The organism is Spirillospora sp. NPDC048911, assembly GCF_043198015.1.
GTDB lineage: Bacteria > Actinomycetota > Actinomycetes > Streptosporangiales > Streptosporangiaceae > Spirillospora.
Map to the genome: position 1 here is coordinate 477603 of NZ_JBICUD010000001.1, position 16420 is coordinate 494022.

20 protein-coding genes are annotated in these 16420 nt (G+C 69.5%); 15 read left to right on the forward strand and 5 right to left on the reverse strand.

Features of this window, described 5'->3' with window-relative positions:
- Positions 1 to 445: 445 nt before the first annotated feature.
- Positions 446 to 637: a hypothetical protein gene (locus ACGFNU_RS02235; protein WP_392589407.1), complete on the forward strand. Its 192-nt coding sequence runs from the start codon at positions 446 to 448 to the stop codon at positions 635 to 637.
- A gap of 74 nt (positions 638 to 711) precedes the next feature.
- Here the strand turns inward: ACGFNU_RS02235 and ACGFNU_RS02240 are convergent, their stop codons facing one another.
- A complete protein-coding gene (locus tag ACGFNU_RS02240) occupies positions 712 to 927 on the reverse strand; it encodes a hypothetical protein (protein ID WP_392589408.1) in 216 nt (71 codons plus the stop codon).
- A gap of 264 nt (positions 928 to 1191) precedes the next feature.
- On the opposite strand from ACGFNU_RS02240, the gene ACGFNU_RS02245 reads away from it, so the two are divergent.
- The 3 genes from ACGFNU_RS02245 to ACGFNU_RS02255 all read left to right on the forward strand — a co-directional run bounded on the left by ACGFNU_RS02245 (position 1192) and on the right by ACGFNU_RS02255 (position 2625).
- On the forward strand, positions 1192 to 1410 hold the full coding sequence (locus ACGFNU_RS02245; RefSeq protein WP_392589409.1) for a hypothetical protein: 219 nt from the start codon (positions 1192 to 1194) through the stop codon (positions 1408 to 1410).
- Between the two features lie 95 nt (positions 1411 to 1505).
- Positions 1506 to 1697, forward strand: a complete 192-nt coding sequence (locus tag ACGFNU_RS02250) for a DUF397 domain-containing protein (RefSeq protein WP_392589410.1) — start codon at positions 1506 to 1508, stop codon at positions 1695 to 1697.
- 121 nt (positions 1698 to 1818) lie between these two features.
- Positions 1819 to 2625: an SDR family NAD(P)-dependent oxidoreductase gene (locus ACGFNU_RS02255; protein WP_392589411.1), complete on the forward strand. Its 807-nt coding sequence runs from the start codon at positions 1819 to 1821 to the stop codon at positions 2623 to 2625.
- A 269-nt stretch (positions 2626 to 2894) separates the two neighbouring features.
- On the opposite strand, the gene ACGFNU_RS02260 is transcribed toward ACGFNU_RS02255, so the two are convergent.
- Complete coding sequence (locus ACGFNU_RS02260) at positions 2895 to 6260, reverse strand: BTAD domain-containing putative transcriptional regulator (protein WP_392589412.1); 3366 nt, start codon at positions 6258 to 6260, stop codon at positions 2895 to 2897.
- A gap of 112 nt (positions 6261 to 6372) precedes the next feature.
- Between ACGFNU_RS02260 and ACGFNU_RS02265 the strand changes: the two genes are divergently transcribed.
- The gene (locus ACGFNU_RS02265; protein ID WP_392589413.1) at positions 6373 to 7365 is read left to right on the forward strand and encodes an NADP-dependent oxidoreductase; all 993 of its coding nucleotides are present in this window, start codon (positions 6373 to 6375) and stop codon (positions 7363 to 7365) included.
- On the forward strand, positions 7365 to 7991 hold the full coding sequence (locus ACGFNU_RS02270; protein WP_392589414.1) for an NAD(P)H oxidoreductase: 627 nt from the start codon (positions 7365 to 7367) through the stop codon (positions 7989 to 7991). The genes ACGFNU_RS02265 and ACGFNU_RS02270 overlap by 1 nt, the downstream gene beginning before the upstream one ends.
- Here the strand turns inward: ACGFNU_RS02270 and ACGFNU_RS02275 are convergent.
- The gene (locus ACGFNU_RS02275) at positions 7918 to 8709 is read right to left on the reverse strand and encodes an SDR family NAD(P)-dependent oxidoreductase (protein ID WP_392589415.1); all 792 of its coding nucleotides are present in this window, start codon (positions 8707 to 8709) and stop codon (positions 7918 to 7920) included. The genes ACGFNU_RS02270 and ACGFNU_RS02275 overlap by 74 nt on opposite strands.
- A gap of 71 nt (positions 8710 to 8780) precedes the next feature.
- Positions 8781 to 9173, reverse strand: a complete 393-nt coding sequence (locus ACGFNU_RS02280; protein ID WP_392589416.1) for a nuclear transport factor 2 family protein — start codon at positions 9171 to 9173, stop codon at positions 8781 to 8783.
- A gap of 227 nt (positions 9174 to 9400) precedes the next feature.
- Between ACGFNU_RS02280 and ACGFNU_RS02285 the strand changes: the two genes are divergently transcribed.
- The 8 genes from ACGFNU_RS02285 (at position 9401) to ACGFNU_RS02320 (ending at position 14712) form a co-directional block, all read left to right on the forward strand.
- The gene (locus ACGFNU_RS02285; protein WP_392589417.1) at positions 9401 to 10477 is read left to right on the forward strand and encodes an RNA ligase (ATP); all 1077 of its coding nucleotides are present in this window, start codon (positions 9401 to 9403) and stop codon (positions 10475 to 10477) included.
- Positions 10478 to 11252: 775 nt separating this feature from the next.
- A complete protein-coding gene (locus tag ACGFNU_RS02290) occupies positions 11253 to 11438 on the forward strand; it encodes a YegP family protein (RefSeq protein ID WP_392589418.1) in 186 nt (61 codons plus the stop codon).
- Positions 11439 to 11579: 141 nt separating this feature from the next.
- Positions 11580 to 12014: a phage holin family protein gene (locus ACGFNU_RS02295; RefSeq protein ID WP_392589419.1), complete on the forward strand. Its 435-nt coding sequence runs from the start codon at positions 11580 to 11582 to the stop codon at positions 12012 to 12014.
- Positions 12011 to 12700: a DUF3618 domain-containing protein gene (locus ACGFNU_RS02300; protein WP_392589420.1), complete on the forward strand. Its 690-nt coding sequence runs from the start codon at positions 12011 to 12013 to the stop codon at positions 12698 to 12700. The genes ACGFNU_RS02295 and ACGFNU_RS02300 overlap by 4 nt, the downstream gene beginning before the upstream one ends.
- Positions 12701 to 12705: 5 nt before the next feature.
- A complete protein-coding gene (locus ACGFNU_RS02305; RefSeq protein WP_392589421.1) occupies positions 12706 to 12966 on the forward strand; it encodes a DUF4235 domain-containing protein in 261 nt (86 codons plus the stop codon).
- 288 nt (positions 12967 to 13254) lie between these two features.
- Positions 13255 to 14016 carry a DeoR/GlpR family DNA-binding transcription regulator gene (locus ACGFNU_RS02310; RefSeq protein WP_392589422.1) on the forward strand — a complete coding sequence of 254 codons (762 nt, stop codon included), beginning with the start codon at positions 13255 to 13257 and terminating at the stop codon, positions 14014 to 14016.
- A gap of 25 nt (positions 14017 to 14041) precedes the next feature.
- Positions 14042 to 14362 carry a hypothetical protein gene (locus ACGFNU_RS02315; RefSeq protein WP_392589423.1) on the forward strand — a complete coding sequence of 107 codons (321 nt, stop codon included), beginning with the start codon at positions 14042 to 14044 and terminating at the stop codon, positions 14360 to 14362.
- The gene (locus ACGFNU_RS02320) at positions 14353 to 14712 is read left to right on the forward strand and encodes a hypothetical protein (protein WP_392590973.1); all 360 of its coding nucleotides are present in this window, start codon (positions 14353 to 14355) and stop codon (positions 14710 to 14712) included. Before ACGFNU_RS02315 ends, ACGFNU_RS02320 begins: the two co-directional genes overlap by 10 nt.
- On the opposite strand, the gene ACGFNU_RS02325 is transcribed toward ACGFNU_RS02320, so the two are convergent.
- Positions 14698 to 15462, reverse strand: coding sequence for a helix-turn-helix domain-containing protein (locus ACGFNU_RS02325; RefSeq protein WP_392589424.1), 765 nt, complete (start codon positions 15460 to 15462; stop codon positions 14698 to 14700). The genes ACGFNU_RS02320 and ACGFNU_RS02325 overlap by 15 nt on opposite strands.
- 273 nt (positions 15463 to 15735) lie before the next feature.
- Between ACGFNU_RS02325 and ACGFNU_RS02330 the strand changes: the two genes are divergently transcribed.
- Positions 15736 to 16404 (forward strand): DUF4097 family beta strand repeat-containing protein, encoded by a 669-nt coding sequence (locus ACGFNU_RS02330; protein ID WP_392589425.1) that lies wholly within the window; start codon positions 15736 to 15738, stop codon positions 16402 to 16404.
- Positions 16405 to 16420: the final 16 nt, after the last annotated feature.

Below are 16420 nucleotides of genomic sequence, written 5' to 3' on the forward strand. Positions count from 1 at the left end.
CACCCAGGCCAAGTGACACACGAGCCAAGTGACACACGAGCCAGGCGAATAGACCGGCCGGGTGATAGACCGGCCGGGTGAATACGCCGGTTGGCTGAATTCGGCGAAGGCCGCCGTCCAGAGCTCTGGGCGGCGGTCTTTTCGTATGCCCGCCAACTGTCTGAAATTAGGGGTTGACGGGTGCGCGACTCCTTTATAAAGTCTCACGCATGGAGTCCTGATCCTCACGGTTGAGCACAGTCGTCGCCTCGCGCGGCCCGCTCCCAGCGCATAGCTCCCGGCCTGTCAGCTCTGGTGTTCCACGTCCACACGTCGGCACGTTCCCGTGCCCGTAGCGGACGTGACGTCCTTCTGCACGCTCCGGCGAGCATTCCTCATCCATTCACCGGTCCGCCATGACCCCTTTTCGGCGACCGTTTCATGAGCCTGCTCGGAGGTTTATCTTATGCGTACCGAAAATCAGGACCTCGCCAATATCCTCGCCGCCAAGAACCTGGGCGAGAACGGCAAGAAGAAGAACAAGAAGCAGCAGCGGCGCAACGTCGACCCCAAGGCCGCCGCGGCCTTCGCGCGCGGCGGAGCGGGGCGCCGGAACGCCCGGCAGATGCCCACCCGGCAGCTCAACCGGGGCCGCTGACACTCGATCGAGGCCGCTGACACGACGAGCGGGCCTGGCCCCCGAAGGCCAGGCCCGCTCCGCTTGTCGTGCCGTTACGGCGTCACGTGCTGTCCGCTCTCGGAGCCGGCGAGCTTCTCGAAGGCGTTCGCCGGAGGTTGGATCACCGACGAGGCCGCGCCCAGCCCGACCAGGAGCGCGGCCACGGTGATGCGCCGGCGCAGCTTGTGCCGGCCTCCCCCTGCGGTCCCGAGGGCTTGCACGTCATGTCGGCTCATCGCCTGTTCCTCCAGATGGTCGTTCTCTCCCATCGAAACTACGGAACGGGCACAGGGCACCACTATCGGCCAGACTCCCCAAATCGGGGTGGGGCTACCCCCACCCCGATCTAGGTACGAGCACTCATGCGCGATCAGCTGCGCCCGGCCACGCGGCGTGCGTCCAGGCACAGGGACATCTTGGGGGTGTAGCTGGCTACACCCCGGTTTCGGGAGCCTGCTCGCTCGTTCCGGCGATCTCCGTTCAGCAGAGTGGGAGCACACCCCGAGAGATCACCATGACCGTGGAGGAAATCCGTGAAAGCCCTGCTCTGGCTCGTGCTCGCCGCCGGCCTCGCCACCAACGTCTTCTTCAGCCTCACCGACGACGGTGCGGTCAAGATCGCCGTGAACATCACGACGGGCGTGCTCGTGCTCGCCGCCATCGCGGGCCTGGTGATGCTCCGCACCCGCAGCCGCCGTTCCTGGCGGCACGCCCCGGACCGGAACCGCCGCGGGCCGTCTACCAGCGCTTGATCAGATCGGCGGTCCCGTGGCATGTTTCCGGCCTGAAGGGCATGTAACGTACGTCGTACATTGTTCATGGCGCGAGCGACCAACGGTGGGATTCGATGGACCTGACCGGCGCTGTCTGGCGCAAGAGCAGCTACAGCGGCCCCAACGGCGGTAACTGCGTGGAAGTCGCGCGGCTGCCCGGTCTGGTGGCGCTCCGGGACTCCAAGAACGATCCCGGCGGACCGGCCCTCTCCCTCGCGGACGATGAGTGGCGCGTCCTGCTCCAAGCCCTGCGTCACCGCTCCTGACGAAGCCGTCTGGTTGAAACTGCAACCACCGTAGGTCCGGCGGGGTTCGACCTAGTGAGAGCTCACCGAAGTGCTCTCTCCCGTTTGCTGAGGCGGGATCGTAACTCGCTAGGTGGAAACCATGGATCTGCAACTTTCCGGCCGCGTCGCCGTCGTCACAGGTGCGTCGAAGGGGACGGGCCTGGCCATTACCCGCACTCTGCTGGAGGAGGGCGCCCGCGTGGTCGCCGCGTCCCGCAAGAGCAGCCCCGAGCTTGACGCGCTGGCCGGGCCCAACCTGGTCCACGTCGCGGTCGACCTCATGGACCCGGAGGCACCGGGCCGGGTGGTCGAGCGGGCGGTCGAGGAGTTCGGCGGCCTCGACATTCTGGTGAACAACGCGGGCGGCCCGCCGCCCGGGGCGTCCCTGCCGCGCTTCGGCTTCCTGACGCCGGACGACGACGACTGGCGCCAGATGTTCGAGTTCAACCTCTTCTCGGCCGTCCGGGCGACCCGGGCCGCCATTCCGGCGATGCTGGAGCGCGGCGGCGGCTCGATCGTGAACATCTCCTCGACCAACGCCCGGCGGCCCGCCCCGATGAACTTCGACTACAACGCCGCCAAGGCCGGCCTGAACAACCTCGCCCAGGGGCTGTCGGAGGAGTTCGGCCCGCAGGGGATCCGCGTGAACACCGTCTCCCCCGGCCCGGTGCTCACGGACTGGTGGACCAAGGAGGGCGGCGCGGCCGACATCCTGGCGGGTGCGACCGGTGCCGACCGCGACGCCGTGCTGGAGAAGGTCGCCCCCGAGATGATGAGCCTCACCACGGGCCGGCTGGTCGACCCGCAGGAGGTGGCCGACGCGGTCGCGCTGCTCGTCTCTCCGCGTTCGGGCAGCACGACCGGTGTGGACCTGGTCGTGGACGGCGGGTTCCTCAAGGAGCTCTGACGACCTCTTTGCGCGCCTGAACGATTCGTCTTGGCATTCGGGCGGGCACAATCAAGCCCGTGCCTCCCCGTACGCGGGGAGCTGGAAGAGCCTGTCACTGGCCCGGAGGGCCGGCGGCCCGGTCGCATCGGCCGGCCGCACGCCCCCGGGCCGGGACAGGCCCCCGGCGCCGCGAACTCGACCACCGGGCCTGGTCGCGGGCCGGCCGGACGGAACTGATCGTCGCGAGAGGTCAGCGGCGAGCTTGCGGCTCCGACGAGCTCCTGGCGCTATAGGCCGTCGCTGACTCCGCGTTCGAACTCGGCGGTGGAGGCCTCGTCCCCCAAGGCTTTGCGGACGGCGGCGGAGATGCGATCGACGTCCCCTCGTTCGGCCTCGGGCAGGGGAGCGCCGACCGACTCGCGGAGAGCGGCCGCCGCGCCCAGCAGCCGGGCGGCCCGTCCCGGCTCCCCGGCCAGCGAACGCGCACCGGCGAGCCCCTCGTACGCGAGCGCGACCGCACGCGGGTCACCGATCTTGCGGGCGGCCGTGAGACCGTCCAGGTGGAAGGCGAGAGCGGCTTCGGCGTCCCCGCGTCGCTCCGCCGCGAAGCCGAGCTCGGCCAGGACGAGCGCCAGGCCGGGCTCGCCGTCCACTCCGCGGATCCAGCCGACCCACTTGGTCAGATGCTCCTCGACCAGGTCGAACCTGCCCTGCCGCCGGGCACTCAGCGCGAGGCCGACCTCGGCGAAATGCTCGGCCACCTTGTTGGACTGCCCGGCGGCCAGCCGCAGCGCCCGTCGATGGAACTCGTCGGCCGCCGCGAAGTCGCCGGTGAGCAGCGCGATCCGGCCCAGCCCGGAGAGGCGGAACGAGGCGTCGGTCCAGAGTTCGAGCTCCTCGGCCATGCGCAGGCCCTCGCGGTGCAGCCGGGCCGCGAGGTCGTAGTCGCCGGCGATCTCGGCCAGCTCGCCGAGGGTGTTGGTCGCCTTCAACCGCCCCCAGCTGTCGCCGAGCTCACGGAACCCCGCCTCGCTCTCGGCGGCGTCCAGCCGCGCCTGCGCGAGATTTCCGCGCGCCCTGCCGACCGTGGCCCGCACGCTCAGCGCCGCCGCGACACCCCAGCGGTCGTCCAGCGCGCGGAACTCGTCGAGCGCCCCGCCGACCAGCTCGGTCGTCCGGGAGAGGTCGTTGAAACCGCGCTGTGCGAATCCGAGAAACCATCGGGCCCGCGCACGCGCCACCGGATCGTCGATGCGCTCGTACGCCGCGTCGCTCCGCTCGGCACCGTCGCTGCCGAGCAGCGCGAGCCCTGCCTGCCAGACGAGGGCCTGCGCCCGCGCCGGCGCCGACCCGCCGTCGAGCCCGAGCGCCCATTCCAGCGACCGCTGGGCCTCCGTCCACCGGCCGCGCAGGTACCAGTACCAGGCGAGCGCGTTGACCAGCCGCAACGCGCTCTCGGCTGTCGTCGCGCCCTCGAACGCGGCGCGCAGCTCGGCGGTCTCGCGGTCGAGCCGTTCGAGCCATTCCCGCTGGCCCGGGCCGCGAAGATGCGGCTCGGCTCGTTCGGCCAGCTCGGTGTAGAAGGCGAGATGCCCGCGCCGGACCTCTTCGTACTCCCCCGCTTCGCGCAGCCGCTCGACGCAGTACGCCTTGACCGATTCGAGCAGCCGGTAACGCGGCCCGTCGGTCATGAGGACGAGCGACCGATCGACCAGGCGCGGCAGGACGTCGAGCACGTCCAGGCCGGTCACCCGCTCCGCCGACGCCAGCGTGAATCCACCGGCGTACACCGCCAGGCGCCGCAGCACGGCCCGCTCGGGCTCGGTCAGGAGCTCCCAGCTCCAGTCGATCATGGCGCGCAACGTCTGCTGGCGCGGCGGCGCGCCCCGCTGCCCGGACGTGAGCACCCGGAAGCGGTCGTCCAGGCGCTCGGCCAGCTCCTGAACGCCCAGCCCCCGCACGCGGGTGGCGGCCAGCTCCAAGGCCAGCGGAATCCCGTCCAGCCGCCGGCAGATCGCCGCCACGACCTCCGCGTTGCCGGACGTCAGCGCGAACCCGGGCGCGGCCGCCGTCGCCCTCGCCACGAAAAGCTCGACAGCGCTGGGCTCCGCGAGCGGCGGCACGGTCCACAACGTCTCGCCGCCCATCCCGAGCGGCTCCTGGCTCGTGGCGAGGACGTGCAGCTCCGGCACGGCCTTGAGCAACGATTCGACCAGTGCCGCGACGGGCTCGATCACGTGCTCGCAGTTGTCGAGCACCAGCAGCAACCGGCGTCCGCGCAGGGCGTTCGCCAGCTGACCGGCCAGGTCCCCGGCCTCGTCATCGCGGATCCCGAGCGCGGTCGCGACGACATCGGCCGGCGTCGCACCGGACGCGGGTTCGAGCGCGGCCAGCTCGACGAGCCACACACCATCGGTGAACGCCCCGGCCGCCGCCCTCCCCGTCTCCACAGCAAGGCGGGTCTTCCCAACGCCACCGGGCCCGGTAAGCGTCACCAGCCGCGCCCGATCCACCAGCCCGCGCACCCGCGCCAACGCCTCGTCACGTCCGACGAGCTCGGTCAACGCCGCAGGCAAGTTGCCCCCGCCCCGCCCAGACAAGCCAGACGCAGCGGACGGGCGAGAAGCGCCACCCGCGCCAGTCAAGCCAGGTGAGGCAGCCAAGCCAGACGTGCCAGCCGAGCGAGGCAGAGCGCCCGAACCGGACGCGGCGGCCAGGCGAGAGGCGCCAGCCGAACTAGACGCGGCAGCCGAACGCGGCGGCGTGACCGAGTCCGACGTGGGGCTTGAGCGAGATGCGGGGGACTTGCGGGGTGCGGCGGGTGAGCCGGCCGCGTGAGATGGGGTGACTGGGTGGGACGCGGCGGGTGACCAGGGTGCGGCGGCTGAGCGGTTTGCTCCGAGGGCCGGATCCTGTCGGAGGATCGCCTCGTGCAGGGCGGCGAGGTCTGGACTCGGATCCAGACCGAGTTCGTCGGCCAGCCGTTCGCGCAGGTCGGTGTAGCTCGCGAGCGCCTCGTTCTGCCGTCCGGCCAGGTAGAGGGCCCGCAGGTGGAGGCCCCGCAGCCGTTCCCGGAGCGGGTGCCGTGCCACCAGATCACCCAGTTCGCCGACCAGCAGGCTGTGGTCGCCAAGCTCCAGCCGGACCTCCGCGTGCTCTTCCAGCACTGCGAGCCGTTCTTCCTCCAGGCGGATCGCCGCAGGCCGGGCGAACGCCTCGTCCGCGAAATCGGCGTACGCGGTACCTCGCCACAGTTCCAGCGCGTCGGCCAGCAGACCCGCTTTACCGCTGAGATCGTCCGTCGCCCCGGCCTGCTCGACGAGCGTGCGGAAGCGTCCACTGTCCACAGCCTGTGGATGAAGCGCCAGCAGGTAGCCGGGAGGCTGCGAGACGACAAGCTCCCGTCCACCCGGTTCGGCTTCCTCCAGGGCGCGCCGCAGCTGCGACACCCGCGTCTGGAGCGTGTTGATCGGGTTGCGCGGCAGCCGGTCGCCCGTGGGCCACAGGTCGTCGATCAACCGGTCGACCGACACCGGCCGTCCCTCGTGCGTGAGGAGATCCGCGAGCAACGCACGGACCTTGAGTTCAGGGAGACGGACGGGCCGCCCCTCGTCGGTCCAGGCGGCGAGCGGACCGAGCACCCCGAATCGCATGGACGCAGGTTAACCGCCCCTGTGGATCGACCTACAGCACACCTGAAGAAGACCTGAAGCGCCCATCAGCACAGTGAAGTCACCAGCGAAAACACTGCGAAGGGCACCGAAGATGATTTCCCGTGAGATCCGCCTTGCGTCCCGGCCCACCGGCGAGCCGAGCCAGGAGAATTTCGAACTCGCCAAGGTGAATCTGCCGGAGCCAGCCGAGGGCCAGATTTTGGTCCGCAACACCTGGATGTCCGTGGATCCCTACATGAGGGGCCGCATGGACGACGCCGAGTCGTACATCCCGCCGTTCCAGATCGGTGCTCCGCTGGAAGGCAGCGCCGTCGGCGAGGTGATCGCCTCAAACGACCCGGGCATTCCGGCCGGCGCGACGGTGACGCACTTCCTCGGCTGGCGCGAGCACGTGCTCATGGACGCGGCGGACGCCGTCGTGATCGACACCGCCATCGCCCGCCCGCAGGACTACCTCGGGGCGCTCGGGACGACCGGGCTGACCGCCTACCTCGCCGTCACCGAGATCGCTCCGGTCAAGGAAGGAAACATCGTCTTCGTCTCCGGCGCGGCCGGCGCCGTGGGCAGCGTCGCCGGGCAACTCGCCCGCAGGTTCGGCGCCGCCAAGGTGATCGGCTCGGCAGGTGGCCCAGAAAAGACCAGGAGCCTGGTCGAGGACTTCGGTTTCGACGTCGCGATCGACTACCGCACCGGGGCCCTCGCCGAACAACTCGCCGAGCACGCCCCCGAGGGCGTCGACGTCTATGTGGACAACGTCGGCGGCGACCACCTCGAAGCCGCCATCGACGCGCTCAAAGTCCACGGCCACGCGGCGCTGGTCGGCATGATCAGCGGATACAACGCCCCCGTGCCCGGCCCGCGCAACATCTACAGCGCCGTCACCAAGCGCCTCACCCTGCGCGGCGTCCTGGTGAGCGACCACCTCGACCGTTTCCCGGAGTACATCGGCAAGGCCGCGGGCTGGCTGGCCGACGGCACCCTGCACACCGAGGAGACCGTCGTCGAGGGCTTGGAGAACGCCCCCGAAGCCTTCTTCGGCGTGCTCCGCGGCGCCAACACCGGAAAGATGCTGGTGCGCCTCTGATGGAGAACGCACTCCTGGTGGTCGCCCATCCCCGCCGCGACTCCCTCACCGCCGAGGTGGCCGGACGAACCAGTCAACGCCTGACCGGCTACGACGTCGACGTGCTCGACCTCTACGCCGAGGGCTTCGACCCGCGCCTGACCCCGCCGGACGAGCCCGACTGGACCGACCGCGACAAGGTCTACTCCGCCGAGGTCCGCGAGCACATGCGGCGGATCGACGCGGCCGACCTCATCGTGGTGGTCTTCCCGGTCTGGTGGTACGGCCTCCCGGCCATCCTCAAGGGCTGGATCGACCGCGTCTGGAACTACGGCTTCGCGTACGGCCGCAGCAAGGCGCGCCTAGGCGAAAAGCGCATGCTCTGGCTCGGCCTGGCCGGTGAGTCGCAAGAGTCGTACGCCGAACACGGCCTGAACGACATGCTCAGCCGCCAACTCCAAATAGGAATTTCCAACTACTGCGGGATCGAAGACGTCTCAGTGCGATTCATCTACGGAACCGTAGAAAACGGAAGCGCCGCCCTAGCGGCCGCAGACAACGCCCTGGCCGAGCTCACGAGAGGAGCGCCGCGAGACGGCCACGAGCAACCGGGTCGTACGCCTGATCATGGGCTCGCGCCTCAGTGAACCGATCGAAGTAGCGGCCGGTGGTCGTCTCCAGCTCAGGATCCGTGACGAGCCGCACCACCGGCCGCGAACCCTCCTCGACCCCGGCCTCCGGAGTCAGTCCGTACTCGCGCACGGCACGGGTGTCCATCAGATGCGCCGGATGCACGGCGTTCACCGTGACCTTCCGATCCGCCAGCTCGGCGGCCAGCTCGAACGTCATCATGATCATCGCGAGCTTGCTGCGGCAGTACGCCGAGAGGCCGTCGTACCGGCGTTCCATCATCGGATCGTCGAAGTCGACGGCCTCCTGACCCATCGACGCCACGTTCACCACCCGGGCCGGGGCCGACGCCGCCAGCAGAGGCACCAGCTCACGCGCCAGCACGTCCGCGGCCAGCGCGTTGACCGCGAACCGCAACTCATGCCCCTGCCGGCTCACCTCCCGCCGGGACGCGTCCGGCCCACCCCCCACCGCCGCATTGTTGATCAGGACGTCGAGCCGCCCCTCCGCCTCCCGCACCCGGCCCGCCATGTCCCGCACCGCATCAAGGTCGGCCAGGTCGGCGACATAGGTACGAACGGCACCACCCACCTCACCAGCGACACGATCGAGCCGAGCCTGATCCCGCCCGTGCAACAACAGCGTGCCGACGTCCAGCGCCGCCAGATCCAGCGCGATCTGCCTGCCCAGCCCTTGCGTCGCACCGGTGATGAGAACGGTCTTGTTCTGAAGCATGCCCCCCAGCAAACCCGCAGGCCGTCCCCACCGTCCAACAGCCGTTGAGCGGCCTCGACAACCGCCGGTTGTCACCCGAAGAAGAGCGTGCCCGCCGGCTCGCGATGCCCCTCGACCGCATGCCAGTAATCGCGCACCTCGGCCACCAGCCCGTCCGGCCCGAACCGAACGAACGCGCATCCCGCCAGAGTGACCGGCCCTTCAGCCAGCACCCAGAACTCGACCACGGCCCGATCACCGTCAACGATCGGCGTCCCGAACCGCACCTCCAACGCGGGCTCCTCCGCGAAGCTCTCCCGCAGGTACGCGATCAGCTCAGCCCGCCCCACATGCAACGGCCGGAACGGCATCGACCGATGAACGCAGTCCTCCGCGTACAACTGAGCGATCGCATCAACGTCGGCCCGCCCCCAAGCCATCTCCCAAACCCTCGCAAACCGCTCAGCAACCTCACGCAAGTCCATCCCCGAATGCTGCCACCCCCACACAAGACGTCTACCGCGCAAGCCCCCAACCCACGCAAGCCTCTAGCCGCGCAAACAGCTCCGCCCACACAAGACCTCCACCCGCGCAAGAGCTCCGCCACGGAAGCTCTGCCCACGTAGAAGCTCCACCCGCAGAAAAGGCTTTGCCCGCGCCGCCGCGGCGCTGGGACTCTGAACAACGATCACGTTCACGAGGAAGGGCTGCGATGTCCACGCTGCGGGTCACCGCCGAGCGGCTGACCATCCATCCCCACGACAACGCCGACGCGCTGGAGCTGGCCCAGGTCGGGCTCTACCGCGCCGTCGTCGCCAAGGGCCAGTACAAGACGGGCGATTGGGCGCTCTACATCCCCGAGGGCTCCCTGCTCCCCGACGCGCTGATCGAGGAGCTGGGCCTCACCGGCAAGCTCGCGGGATCCGCGAAGAACCGCGTCAAGGCCGTGCGCCTGCGCGGCGAGCTGTCGCAGGGCATCGTCTGCTCACCCACCCTCGTGAACGGGGCCGACCTCGCCGCGGCCCACGCCGAAGACCGTGACTTCGCCGCCGACCTGGGCGTCACCAAGTGGGTGCCGCCGATCCCCGTCCACATGGCGGGCGAGATGGTGGCGGCCCCCGATCTCGTCCCGTGGATCGACATCGAGGACATCAAGCGCTACCCGGCACTCTTCGAGCCCGGCGAGCCCGTGGTCGCCACCGAGAAGATCCACGGCACCGCCTGCGCGTTCACCCTGACCTCCACCGACGCCTACGTCTCGTCCAAGGGCTTCAGCTCCAAGCGCCTGGCCATCAAGCACGACCCGTCCAATCTCTACTGGAGGGCGGTCGAAGGGCATGGCGTCCCCGAGGCCGCGGCCCGCATCGCGGACCTCCTCAGCGTGACCCGCGTAGCCATCTTCGGCGAGGTCTTCGGGCAGGGCGTGCAGGACTTGGCGTACGGAGCGAACGGCAAGGGAGAGCGCCCCGGCTACGCGGTGTTCGACGTCGCGGTCTCCACCGACGGCGGTCGTGTCCGTTGGCTGGAGCCGACCGAGCTCACCGAGATCCTCGCCACCGTCGGACTCCCGTCCGTCCCCGTCCTCTACACCGGCCTGTACGAAGCCGACGCGCTGATGGCCCTCGCCAACGGCCGCGAAACCGTCTCGGGCAAGGACGCGCACCTGCGCGAAGGTCTGGTCGTCCGGACGGCAAGCGATCGCTACAGCCCCATCACCGGCGGCCGGGCGATCGGCAAGTTCGTCTCACCCGCCTACCTCACCCGCAAGGGCGGCACCGAATACGAGTAGGCGAGACAACAGCCGCTGACGCTCTTCGAGGCCGCAGGAATCGATGCCTGCGCAATCGACCGCGCAGGCATCGATTCCCAAGGCGCCATCTCTCCGCGCACTGCCCTCGCGGGCGGTCTCAACCCGGCGCGGCTTCCACAGGCGCGGCCTTTGCGGGTGCGGTCTCCGCATGTCCTGCTTCTGCGGGCGTTGTCTCGGTAGGCGCTGATTCGGTTGGGGTTGAGGGGGCAGCCGTTTTCGTGCTTGCGGCGCAACCAGCTGGAGGACGCGCAGGGGCGTTCGCGACGGGGCAATGCGGAATGGTCCGCAGTTCAATGGGCGCGGATTCGAGCCGATACCGGCGTGCCCGCTGCTGTGGCCGGGCGATACGGGGATGCGAACGAGCGGTGGCTTGGTGCGCTGGCTTGGTCGCGGCCGGCCGATCGTCTGCCGGCGGGTCGGCACCGTCGGATCTGGTGTCGTTCGAGGTGGGGAGCATGGTCGATTCCAGGCGCTGCATCAGGAGCAGCAAGAGCAGGCCGGCTGCCGGGGTGAAGAGTGCTGCGACGATCGGTCTCGCCTCCAGCCAAGACGGTGGTGTCTGGCACGGTCGTTGGCGTCCCGTGCGGGTGCCTGCTCGGCCCTACCCCTGTGCCGGAGGTGAAACCTGCTCTCGAGAGCAAAAGAGTGCTATTTGGGGTGATTGTTCCTCGAATAAGGCATTCGCTCAGGGGCACTACTTGCGCAGCCACAGAGCGTGCGGATGGGCCGTACGCGACGTTCGAGAGGAGCGACGATGGCCGGCAAGTTCATGCTCAAGAAGGGCAGCACGGGCAAGTACCACTTCAACCTGGTGGCCACCAACGGGCAGGTGATCGCCACCAGCGAGAGCTACGAGAGCAAGGCCGCGGCGTTGAAGGGCATCGAGTCCGTCCGCAAGAACGCCGCCGAGGCCGAGCTGGTCGATCAGACCAGCGGCTGACCGCCGGGCGACGCTTCCCGCGCCGATCCTCCGGGTGAGGTTTACTCCGCCACCGCAGGGCACGGACTGGTTTCCGATGTCCATACCGGCGAGTGCGATCGATCATCGACGCGAGCCATGGAGGGTGGGAGGTGAACCACGATGAGTCCGTCCGCAGACGGTCGCATTACGGCGGAGCGGGACGCGCAGGCCACCGAGCAGGGCACCGCTGAGCTGGTCAAGCAGGCCGCCCAGCAGGTGTCCGAGCTCGTGCGGGCCGAGTTGCGGCTCGCGGTCACCGAGATCAAGGACAAGGGCAGGCACGCCGGAAAGGGCGCCGGGCTGTTCGGCGGCGCCGGGATGGTGGCGCTGTACGGGGCGGGCGCGCTGATCGCGGCGGTGATCGCGGCGCTGGCACTCGTCCTTCCGGTGTGGGCCTCAGCGCTCATCGTCGCCGGGGTGCTGTTCGCGGTGGCGGCCGTCCTGGCGCTGCTGGGCCGCCAGGAGACGTCGCAGGCCACACCTCCCGTCCCGCAGGAGGCCGCCGAGGGCATCAAGGAAGACGTCAACACGATCAAAGAGAGGGCGCACCGATGACCACCGAGGACCGCTCAGGCGTTCAGACCGGCCAGGCCCGGGGCGAGGAAGAGGCGCTGCAGTCCGACATCGAACGCACCCGGGCCGAGCTGGGCGACACGGTCGAGGCGCTGGCCGCCAAGGCCGACGTCAAGTCCCGCGTCAAGGACAAGGCCGGACAGATCAAGCAGGACACGACGACGCTGGCGCACGAGAAGCTGCAGACCGTCCGAGAGAAGGCCGCTCCGGCCGGACGGCAGGCCCGCGAGAAGGCCGGACGGCTCGGCGCCAAGGCCCGCGAGGCCGCCACCGCCGAGGACAACCAGAAGGCCCGGCGCGGCGGCGCGATCGTGATCGCCGGAGCCGCCCTGGCCGCTGCCGGGCTGCTGGTGTGGCGGGCGCGCCGCAAGCGCCAGGTCCCGCCCACCGTGTCCGAACGCCTCCGCGCGAGGGCGAGCGACATGCCGGATCTGCTTCGCGCCAAGACGAGTGACATGCCGGACCGTTTCCGCGCCAAGGCGACCGAGTTCAAGGACAGTGACTTCGCCGCCCAGGCGACGGAGCGTGGGCAGGCGGCGGCATCGCAGGTCGCCTCCGGCGTACGGCAGGCGGCCGCCGCTCCGGACACCAAGCCGCGCCTTCAGGGCGCCGCCGCGGCCGCGGCGCTCATGATGGTGGCGGGCCGAGCACGACGACGCTGGAGGTGAGCGACGTGAAGATCACCTATAAGGTCCTCTCGCTGCTCTTCAGCGTGCTGGGCGGCCTGCTGGCCGGAGTGTTGTTCAAGCAGGTCTGGAAGGTGGCCGCCGGAGAGGACGACGCTCCGGACGCCGACGACCCGGACCGCAGCTGGGCCGAGGTGCTCACCGCCGCCGCCCTCCAGGGCGCCATCTTCGCCCTGGTGAAGGCGGCCACGCAGCGCGCCGGAGCCCACGGAGTACGGAAGGCGACCGGCCACTGGCCCGGCAAGTAGACCGGACGAGCCGGGAGCCGCAAGGACCCGGGTAGCGACGACCATAGAGGCGCCGACAACGATGTCGGCGCCTTCGTGGTGTTTCCGCACCCAGAAAGGCCCTCTCGCGCGGCAATCAGCGACCTCGCGTACCGCGGCCCAACAGTGCGAGCAGGCCGTTCATGGCCATCGACCGGGCACTCTACGCCGAGAAAACGCCCCGTGATCACTTATTCGCACACTGGGAAAGTTCGAACGAACATCACAATGTGCTAGAAAGTGCGAGTGGGCATCGCCAACCGTTTGGACTTGACCCTGCGCCTGGTACAGGGCTCCGGCCGGGTCTCCGTATCGGAGCTGTCGCAGCGTCTCGGCGTGTCGGAAATGACCGTCCGCAGAGATCTGGACGCCCTGGAGCGCCAGGGCCTGATCCGCAGGGTCCATGGCGGCGCCGTCCCGGCCCGAGCACGGGAGGAGGACGCGGGCTTCTCCGCACGGGAGCCATGGCAAGCCGCCACCAAAACCCGTCTGGGTGCGGCCGTGGCCGACTTGATCGAGCCTGGTTCGCGCGTCCTGCTGGACGCGGGGACCACGACGGTGCACGTCGCGGATCACCTGGCCGCTCGGGCGCCCCTGACGATCGCGGTGCTCAGCCTGCAGACGGCGGCGCGCCTGGCCGACCGGCCCGGGATCGAGCTCCTGGTCGTGGGAGGCCGTTCCCGGCCGGGCGAGCGGTCCCTGGTCGGCCCGCTGGCCCTGCGCATGCTGGAATCGCTGGTCTTCGACTGCTTCGTGATGTCCATCGGCGGCGTGCACGCCGAACACGGCTGGTCAGAATTCTCCTTGGACGACGCAGCCGTCAAGCAAGCCGGACTCGCCCAGGCCGCCCGCACCATCACGGTCGCCGACGCCACCAAATTGGGCGTGCGCGCGTTCAGCCACGTCGCCCCCCTCAGCGCGGTGAACGGTTTCGTCACCGACACCACCGCCGAGGACGCCGCCACCCACCCCAGCGGCCCGCAAACCCTGGACGCCCTGCGAGACGCGGGCGTAGAGGTCCTCCTCGCCTGAACCGACCACCAAGGAGTGCCCTGCCATGACCACCGTTCCGCGCTCACTGATGATCCTGGTCGCCGGCCCCTACCGATCGGGTACCGGCGACGACCCCCGCAAGCTCCAGGCGAACGTCCAGGCCATGAACCAGGTGGCCCTCGAACTGTTCCGCGCCGGGCACCTGCCGGTCACCGGGGAAGCTCTGGCCCTTCCGTTGCTGGAGACGGCAGGAAGCACGCATCCCGGAGACACCGCCTTCCAGGAGATCTTCCACCCCATCGCCGAACGACTGCTGGCTCGTTGCGACGCCGCGACGGCGCGACGATCCTGCTCTACAACACCGACCAGCAGACCGTGTTGCTGACGCGCCAATTCCGTCTCCCCGCCTACGTCAACGAGCACCCCGACGGAATGCTCATCGAAACTCCAGGCGGGCTGCTGGACGGCGACGACCCCCAAGAGGCCATCGTCACCGGCAGGCCGTCACCACCACGCACGCCGTCGTGGCCACGCAAGTCGCCGTCACCACGCACGCCGTCGTCGCCATACAGGCCGTCGTCACGTCCGCAGGCCGCGCGTCGCCACGCAGGCCGTCACCACCATGCAAGTCGTCGTCGCCTACAGATCCGTTGTGGGCACCGGTCCGACAACATGGGCGGGGCGGCTTCAATTCATGGCTCTGGCCGTCGAGGCGGTCAGCTACTCGCGGTCTGAACTCGGCTTGGCGGCGGCGGTGTTGTCTGTGTCTGGCTGGGGTTTGCTGTAGAGGATCTCGCGGGCTTGTTCGGCGGCGCGGGTGAGGCTTTCGGTGACGTAGTCCAGGAAGCGGGCGATGTTCTCCAGGCGGGTGGCGGCGGGGGTACCGGCCCCCAGGACGTTGACCCCTTGCCGCGCGGCGTCGACGAGCTGGGCGTTGTCGCGGGCGCTGCGGAGCATGGATTGGTACCACAGGTCGTCGTCGACGACGTAGCGGTCACGGCGGCGGTGGGGGTCGCGTTCGCGGCGGACGAGTTCGATGCTTTCCAGGAAGGTGATGGCCTTGGAGATGGTGGCCGGGCTGACCTGGAGACGCTGGGCCAGCTCGGACGCGGTGAGGCTGCCCGAATCGGTGGTGTACAGGCAGCCCAGCACGCGGGCCATCATCTTGGGCAGGCCCGAGGTCATGAAGACGGTGGTGAGGGCTTCCTGGTAGTCACTGACGGCTTGGGCGTCACGCCCGTACGGCTGCGGTTCCGCCCGCGCTCCTGGTGAGGCGGTCTGGCGGCGCTGGTGAGTGCGTTGCTGGGTGGCGCGGTGGGCCAGGTCGGCGCGGTAGCCGGTGGGGCCGCCGTTGCGCATCACCTCCCGCGTGATCGTCGAGGTCGGCCGTTCCAGCCGCCGGGCGATCTCGGCGTAGGCCAGCCCGTCGGCCAGCCCCACCGCGATCTGCTGACGCTCTTGCTGGGTGAGTCTGCCTCCGGGCACTGCGATCCCCTTTTCACGCCCCCGCGGATGTGCTCCATGGGTGCTGCTCGGTCTTCCTCGACGCCTTCACCCTAGCGTTCACCTTCACTGTATTGCAACGACCAGCGCTCATTGTGTTGCGTTAGGTGGGAGGACGTTGCAATGATTATTGCACCTCTACCTGCATATATGTGCTTCCTAAGCAAAGATCTTGTTGCGTGATTCCGGAATGCAACGTAGCTTTTGCGTTGTTCGAAACGACGAGCCGCAAGGCGAACCGCAAGGGAGAGCACGATGCAGAAGTTCGACACCCCCGCCCCGATCACCGCCGTCCTGGACATCCCCGCCGGGCGGGTGCAGGTCATCGCCGCCGACCGGGCCGACACCGCGGTCGAGGTCCTGCCGGCCAACGCCGGCAAGAGCCGCGATGTGAAGGCCGCCGAGCAGACCAGCGTCGAGTACGCCGACGGCGTCCTGCGCGTCCAGGCCCCGGCAGGCAAGAACCAGTACCTGGGCTCGTCGGGCTCGGTCGAGGTGACGGTCAAGCTGCCGGCCGGTTCCAGGGTGGAGGGCACCGCGGCCGCCACCGAGCTGCGCGGCGTGGGCCGCCTCGGCGAGGTCGCCTTCGACGGCGCCTACCGGCAGATCAAGCTGGACGAGGCCACCAGCGTCCACCTCACCGCCACCGACGGCGACGTGCAGGTCGGCCGCCTGACCGGCCCCGCCGAGATCAGCACCCAGCGCGGCGACATCCAGATCGCCGAGGCCACCGGCGGCGGCAAGGTCGTGCTGTCCACCCAGTCCGGCGACATCTCCGTCACCGCCGCCACCGGCCTCTCGGCCACCCTGGACGCGGGCACCGGCTACGGCCGCATCACCAACACCCTCAAGAACGACGGTGCCGCCGAGCTGGCCATCCACGCCACCACCTCCCACGGCGACATCGCCGCCCGCAGCCTCTGACCTCGCAGCCCTCGCA